The sequence below is a fragment of the Pelomonas sp. KK5 genome (assembly GCF_001984095.1).
Taxonomy (GTDB): domain Bacteria; phylum Pseudomonadota; class Gammaproteobacteria; order Burkholderiales; family Burkholderiaceae_C; genus KK5.
In genome coordinates, this window is the sequence record NZ_LYVQ01000333.1 from 1 (window position 1) to 5,038 (window position 5,038).

The 5,038-nt window shown below is 70.1% G+C and carries 5 protein-coding genes and 1 riboswitch; of the genes, 4 read left to right on the plus strand and 1 reads right to left on the minus strand.

The window, feature by feature from the left end; genetic code table 11:
- Positions 1 to 975 (plus strand): hypothetical protein (locus tag B0W88_RS33935; protein WP_077038115.1); only part of this gene is annotated, 975 nt, incomplete at its 5' end.
- On the opposite strand, the gene B0W88_RS29600 is transcribed toward B0W88_RS33935, so the two are convergent.
- Complete coding sequence (locus B0W88_RS29600) at positions 972 to 2,033, minus strand: homocysteine S-methyltransferase family protein (protein WP_077038116.1); 1,062 nt, start codon at positions 2,031 to 2,033, stop codon at positions 972 to 974. The genes B0W88_RS33935 and B0W88_RS29600 overlap by 4 nt on opposite strands.
- A 24-nt stretch (positions 2,034 to 2,057) precedes the next feature.
- Here B0W88_RS29600 and B0W88_RS29605 point away from each other — a divergent pair, with 24 nt between their 5' ends.
- From B0W88_RS29605 to B0W88_RS29615, 3 genes are all read left to right on the plus strand, one after another.
- Positions 2,058 to 2,453, plus strand: coding sequence for a rhodanese-like domain-containing protein (locus B0W88_RS29605; RefSeq protein ID WP_077038117.1), 396 nt, complete (start codon positions 2,058 to 2,060; stop codon positions 2,451 to 2,453).
- Positions 2,454 to 2,636: 183 nt separating this feature from the next.
- Positions 2,637 to 2,744: riboswitch (TPP riboswitch) on the plus strand.
- A gap of 83 nt (positions 2,745 to 2,827) precedes the next feature.
- A complete protein-coding gene (gene thiC, locus B0W88_RS29610) occupies positions 2,828 to 4,678 on the plus strand; it encodes a phosphomethylpyrimidine synthase ThiC (protein WP_077038118.1) in 1,851 nt (616 codons plus the stop codon).
- Between the two features lie 10 nt (positions 4,679 to 4,688).
- A partial coding sequence (locus B0W88_RS29615) for an FAD-dependent oxidoreductase (protein WP_144007056.1) occupies positions 4,689 to 5,038 on the plus strand: 350 nt, incomplete at its 3' end.

Sequence of the window (5,038 nt, forward strand, 5' to 3'; positions counted from 1 at the left end):
CCCCTGCCCCCCGACAGCCTTCGCCTTGGCCACCCCCTGCCCTTCGCCGTCCGCAATGCCGAGGGCCGCCTGCTGCTGGCCAGCGGCCAGCTGCTGCAGGACGGGCCGCTGGCCACCCAGCTGCTGGGCGGCGGCGGCTGGGTGCAGGCGCACGAGATCCTGGCTTACCAGAAGGCGCTGGCGCACAAGGCGGACACGCTGGTGCGCCAGGGTGCGGCGATCAGCGAGATCGCGCAGGCGCGAGCCGATTTCCATCCCGAGCGCGCCGCGCCCAAGGCGGACCATGGCGAGCGCGCCGCCTGGGCCGACCTGCAGGGCCGGCTGCATCTGCTGTTGCGCGACCCGCATCCGGACGAAGCGCGCTGCGAGGCGGTGCGCAGCGAGGCGCTGGCGCGGCTGGCGCAGCGGCCCGATGCGACGCTGATGCTGCTGGTCTTCGAGTGCAGCCAGGCCTTCGATCCGGGCAGCCAGGGCTTGCTGGGCCTGGCGCTGGCCGAGCTGGCCGCGAAGGCGCTGGGCAAGCCCGACGAGGAGCGGATCGCTCTCACCTCGGCCGCGCTGCGGCGCCGCTCGGATAACGCGCTACTCGAGCGCATCGCCCGCCTCTGCGAGCGCCTCGGCCCGCTCGCGGGCCGGCCGGCCCTGTCCGGCGCCGCCGCCATGCGCATGAGCTGGCTCGATGCCGCCGGCCAGCCCGACGAGGCCGGCTCCGCGCTGGTCAAGGTGCTGGGTCTGTATCCGCCGGGCAGCGTCGTGCGCCTGGCCCAGGGCGAGATCGGCATCGTCTTCCGCCGCGGCGCCACGGCCACCGAACCGATGGTGGCGGCGCTGATCGGCAAGAGCGGCACGCCGCTGACCGAGCCGGTGCCGCGCGACACGCGGCTGCAGACTCAAGCGGTGGCCGCCGCGCTGGCGCCCCAGGAGCTGAAGCTGCGGGTCAACGTGGACCGGCTGCTCAAGCTCTACCAGCTCTAGGCTTCGACCAGCTCGCTGAAGAACTTCGCACCGCTGACCCGCGGCTTGTAGGCCGACACCTTGGCCGCGATCGCCGCGATGTGCTCGGGCGTCGTGCCGCAGCAGCCGCCGGCGATGTTCAGGAAGCCGCTGGAGGCGAACTCGCCCATCAGCCGGCCGGTCACGTCCGGCGTCTCGTCGAAGCCGGTGTCGCTCATCGGGTTGGGCAGGCCGGCGTTCGGGTAGCAGCTGATCGCGGTCGGGCCGGCCACCTTGACCAGCTCCTCGATGTACGGGCGCATCAGCGTGGCGCCCAAGGCGCAGTTCAGGCCGATCGCCAGTGGCTTGGCATGGCGCACCGAATGCCAGAAGGCTGTCACCGTCTGGCCCGAGAGGATGCGGCCGGAGGCGTCGGTCACGGTGCCGGAGATGATCACCGGCAGGCGCTCGCCGGTGTCTTCCATCAGCTCGTCCAGGGCGAAGATCGCGGCCTTGGCGTTGAGGGTGTCGAAGATGGTCTCGACCAGGAACAGGTCGACGCCGCCGTCCAGCAGGCCTTTCGCCTGCTCGTAGTAGGCGGCCCGCAGCGTGTCGAAGTCGACGTTGCGGGCGCCGGGGTCGTTGACGTCCGGGCTGATCGAGGCGGTCTTCGGCGTGGGGCCGAGTGCGCCAGCGGCGAAGCGGGGCTTGTCGATCGACGAATACTTGGCGCACGCAGCGCGGGCCAGCTTCGCCGCGGCCACGTTCATCTCGTAGGCATATTCGCCCAGGCCGTAGTCCTCCTGCGCCACCGAGGTGGTGCCGAAGGTGTTGGTCTCGATGATGTCGGCGCCGGCGGCCAGGTACTGCTCGTGGATCTCGGTGATGACCTCGGGCTTGGTCAGCACAAGTAGATCGTTATTTCCCTTGAGGTCCTTGCCGTGCTCGGCGAAGCGCTCGCCGCGGTAATCGGCCTCGCCGAGCTTGTAGCGCTGGATCATCGTGCCCATCGCGCCGTCGAGGATGGCGATGCGCTGTTGCAGAATGCCGGGCAGCGCGGCGCCGCGCGTGAAGGAGGGGGTGACGACCTTGATGTCCATGCCTCCATTGTAAGAAGCCCACCGATGCAGCACCTGACTCCCGTCGAATCCCATGCCTTCCTGCAGGCCCATCCCGAGGCCCTGTTCATCGACGTGCGCATGGAGCTGGAGTACCTGTACGTGGGCCACCCGCCGGACATCGTCCACATCGCCTGGTACGAGTACCCGGACATGCAGCCGGATCCGGCCGCCTTCGTCGAGCGCGTGAAGCGCGAGGCGGGTGGCGACCTCAAGCGACCACTGGTGCTGATGTGCCGCTCGGGCCGGCGCACGCTGCCGGCCGGCGAGGCGCTGGAGGCCGCGGGCTTCGAGACGGTGATCGACATGCTGCACGGCTTCGAGGGCGATGCCGATGCCAACTTCCATCGCGGCAGGCTCAATGGCTGGCGCCATGACGGCCTGCCCTGGGAGCAGATGTGAACTTGTGAGCCCCTCGTCTGGCCTGCCCCGCTGAACGCGGGCAAGCCAGCCGGTCCCCCGGGGGGACGCCGATGCTCGCGGCATCGAGCCGCAAGCATCGGCATGTGGGCCGGCTTGGGGCGGCCTGGCGCTCGGCCCGCTTGATCCAGATCAGTTGCATTCGGTGAGTTAGGCGCTAGACTCGCGCTCGCTCCGGGGTGCTCGCTGCAATGCGGGCTGAGATGGTGATGAAACCGAACCCGCGAACTTGATCCGGTCAATACCGGCGTAAGAAGAGCTGTGGCATCCGGCCACGCGTCCGTCCGCACCTGCGGCCGAGATGCGCGAACCGGGGGCTGCACGGGGCACCTTCACCTTCACAGGAGCCCCGATCGATGAACGCCCCCGACAAGCTGCCCCCGAACTTCCAGGATCTGCTCGCCCTCACCCGCGAGCCCTTCCCGGCCTCCACCAAGAGCTGGATCCCCGGCAGCCGCGATGATGTCCGCGTGCCGCAGCGCGAAGTGGCGCTGACCAACGGCGAGCGCATCGCGCTGTACGACACCAGCGGGCCCTACACCGACCCCACCGCCGCCATCGACGTGCACCGCGGCCTGCCCGAGATGCGCGCCGCCTGGCTCGACGAGCGCGCCGACACCGAGCGCTACGAAGGCCGCATCCGCCAGGCCCTCGACGACGGCGGCAAGGACGACGAGCGCCTGGCCACCCTGCGGGCGCAGGCCGCCGCGCTGCAGCGCCAGCCGCGCCGCGCCCGCAGCGGCTCCAACGTGACGCAGATGCACTACGCCCGCCGCGGCATCATCACGCCCGAGATGGAGTACGTGGCGCTGCGCGAGAACGGCCGCCGCGAATGGATGGAGCCCTACTTGGCCGATGCCGAGCGCAATGCCCGCGTCGCCGGCAACCCGCTGGGCGCCCGCATCCCGGCCATCATCACGCCCGAGTTCGTCCGCGACGAGGTGGCCCGCGGCCGCGCCATCATCCCGGCCAACATCAACCACCCCGAGGTGGAGCCGATGGCGATCGGCCGCAATTTCAAGGTCAAGATCAACGCCAACATCGGCAATTCGGCCGTCACCTCCAGCATCGAGGAGGAGGTCGAGAAGATGGTCTGGGCGATCCGCTGGGGCGCGGACAACGTGATGGACCTCTCCACCGGCCGCAACATCCACACCACCCGCGACTGGATCCTGCGCAACAGCCCCGTGCCCATCGGCACCGTGCCGATCTACCAGGCGCTGGAGAAGGTCGGCGGCGTGGCCGAGGATCTCACCTGGGCGATCTTCCGCGACACGCTGATCGAGCAGGCCGAGCAGGGCGTGGACTACTTCACCATCCACGCCGGCCTGCGCCTGCCCTTCATCCCGATGACCGCGAAGCGCATGACCGGCATCGTCTCGCGCGGCGGCTCGATCATGGCCAAGTGGTGCATCGCGCACCACCGCGAGAGCTTCCTCTACGAGCACTTCGAGGAGATCTGCGAAATCATGGCCGCGTATGACGTGAGCTTCTCGCTGGGCGACGGCCTGCGCCCCGGCTGCGGCGCCGATGCCAACGACGAGGCGCAGTTCGCCGAGCTGCGCACGCTGGGCGAGCTGACCCAGGTGGCCTGGAAGCACGACGTGCAGACGATGATCGAAGGCCCCGGCCACGTGCCGCTGCACATGATCCAGGCGAACATGGACGAGCAGCTGAAGCACTGCCACGAGGCGCCGTTCTACACGCTGGGCCCGCTGACCATCGACATCGCGCCGGGCTACGACCACATTGCCAGCGCGATCGGCGCCGCGATGATCGGCTGGATGGGCACCGCCATGCTCTGCTACGTCACGCCCAAGGAACACCTGGGCCTGCCGGACCGCGAGGACGTCAAGCAGGGCATCATCGCCTACAAGATCGCGGCCCATGCAGCCGACGTGGCCAAGGGCCACCCCGGCGCCCGCGCCCGCGACGACGCCCTCAGCAAGGCCCGCTTCGACTTCCGCTGGAGCGACCAGTTCAACCTGGGCCTGGACCCGGACACCGCCCGCGAGTTCCACGACGAGACGCTGCCCAAGGACTCGGCGAAGGTGGCCCACTTCTGCTCGATGTGCGGCCCGAAGTTCTGCTCGATGAAGATCACGCAGGAGGTGCGCGAGTACGCGGCCACCGGCATGGCGGCCAAGTCGGCGGAGTTCAAGGCCGCCGGCGGCGACCTCTACATCCCGATCACGCCGCTGGGCTGAGGAGGCTGCGATGCACGTCGCCATCGCAGGCGCCGGCCTGATGGGCCGGCTGCTGGCCTGGCAGCTGGCGCGGCGCGGAAAACACCGGGTCGAGGTGTTCGATGCCGCGCCGGGGCCGGAGCCGACTTGGGACGGCCACGGCCCGGCCGCCTTCAGCGCGGCCGGCATGCTGTGCCCGCTGGCCGAGAGCGACCATGCGCCGCCGCGCATTGCCGAGCTGGGCTGGCGTTCGATCGCGCTGTGGCGCGGCATCGTCGCGGCACTGCCGGCGCCGCGGCCCTTCTTCGCCGAGGCGGGCAGCCTGCTGCTGGCGCATGCGAGCGATGCCGGCAGTGCGCAGCGCGTGCTCGCGCGGCGCAC

Coding starts and splice junctions, on each gene's coding strand:
- B0W88_RS29605 (WP_077038117.1), top strand. CDS start 2,058: ATGCAGCACCTGACTCCCGTCGAATCCCATGCCTTCCTGCAGGCCCAT.
- B0W88_RS29600 (WP_077038116.1), bottom strand. CDS start 2,033: ATGGACATCAAGGTCGTCACCCCCTCCTTCACGCGCGGCGCCGCGCTG.
- thiC (WP_077038118.1), top strand. CDS start 2,828: ATGAACGCCCCCGACAAGCTGCCCCCGAACTTCCAGGATCTGCTCGCC.